This window comes from Pseudomonas sp. NPDC087336 (assembly GCF_044744285.1).
Taxonomy (GTDB): domain Bacteria; phylum Pseudomonadota; class Gammaproteobacteria; order Pseudomonadales; family Pseudomonadaceae; genus Aquipseudomonas.
Genome location: NZ_JBIUYA010000081.1, coordinates 1 through 1,425, shown reverse-complemented (window position 1 = coordinate 1,425; position 1,425 = coordinate 1). Strand labels below are relative to the sequence as shown.

The following is a 1,425-nucleotide window of genomic DNA, read 5'->3' as shown; positions in this document are numbered from 1 at the left end:
CGTAATGCTGTTCACTTAAGCATTTGAGCTCATGCTGGGCTTCCTAGAAAATCCGATACCAGACCTCTGGTATCGGATTTTTTATGTCTGTTCAACAAGACCTGCTCGACCTCGGCGACCTTTTCAACTTCTCTGATCTGAGTACCTTCACTCAAAACATTCCTGTTGAATGGGTAGCCTCAGCGCTGGATCTTTCTACGCAGGCATCCATCCGGCGACGTCGGCTGCCCGCAGATCAAGTCTTGTGGTTGGTGCTCGGCATGGCTTTGTTTCGCGACGAGCCTGTGCACGAGGTCGCGAGACGGCTGAACATCTGCGCTCAAGGTCTGGCGACTGACCATCTGTTGGCCCGCAGCGGTGTGACAGAAGCGCGCAAGCGGCTAGGTGCCGACCCCGTCGAATGGTTGTTCCGCAAGACCGGCACTCAATGGGGCGGTGAGCGCTATAGCGATGACGCCTGGCATGATCTGCAGGTGTTTGCTGTAGATGGCGCACTTCTGCGCACACAGGACACGCTAGAGCTTCGGGAACATTTCGGCTCTGGAAATACGTCGACCGATCGTCAAACACCCTTCCCCATGATGCGCCTTGTAGCGTTGATGAATGTGCGTTCGCACCTGATTCTGGATGCTCAACTGAGCCCTTATCGCCGCAGTGAAATGCGCTTGGCTGACGAGTTTTTGCAGCAGATTCCTGATCATTCGGTAACGCTTTTCGACAAAGGGTTCTGGAGTGCCGACTTGATGCTCAGCCTGAGCAACGTCGGGACTAACCGCCACTGGCTGACCCCGGCACGCAAGAATCTGGTCAGTGAAGAAATCGTTCGTTATGGCGAGCATGATCGCCTGGTACGCATGAAAGTCTCGCCGCAGGCGAGGAAGCGAAATCCGAGCCTTCCAACTCACTGGGAAGTGCGCGAAGTCAGCTATGAAATCCAGGGTAAGTTGAAAACCGTCATGACGTCATTGCCGGCTAGCACATACAGCACTATGGCCGTCGCCAAGCTTTACCAGCAGCGCTGGGAAATCGAGCTGGGCTTCAGGGATATCAAAAGCTCAATGCAGCAGAACGCAATGACTTTGCGCAGCAAGAAGATCGACCTGGTTTACCAGGAGGTTTGGGGATTGTTGCTGGCCTACAACGTGATTCGCCGGGAAGCTAGTCAAGCCGCAGTGGCTTTTGGTCGAGCGCCGTCGGACATCCGTTTCAAGCCAGCCTGCCAATATATCGCCGTTCAACTGATCGTGATGGCTGCGGCAAATCCGATTTCAGCAACGGGAAGACGGTTGGCAGAACTAAGGGCGGGTGTGGGAGGGATGTTTCTGGATCACCGTCCAAGGCCTTCGAGGCCAAGGACGGTGAAGATTTCAAAGACCCGGTTTCCAGTGGACCGTAAGGCTGCTCCGCTTAAGTGAACAGCATTAC

At 54.7% G+C, this 1,425-nt stretch carries 1 protein-coding gene; it reads left to right on the top strand.

The genetic code is table 11. The annotated features are described in order from the left end of the window. Positions 1 to 83: 83 nt before the first annotated feature. Positions 84 to 1,415 carry an IS4 family transposase gene (locus ACIO0C_RS31285; RefSeq protein WP_401318367.1) on the top strand — a complete coding sequence of 444 codons (1,332 nt, stop codon included), beginning with the start codon at positions 84 to 86 and terminating at the stop codon, positions 1,413 to 1,415. Positions 1,416 to 1,425 lie beyond the last annotated feature (10 nt).

Coding starts and splice junctions, on each gene's coding strand:
- ACIO0C_RS31285 (WP_401318367.1), top strand. CDS start 84: ATGTCTGTTCAACAAGACCTGCTCGACCTCGGCGACCTTTTCAACTTC.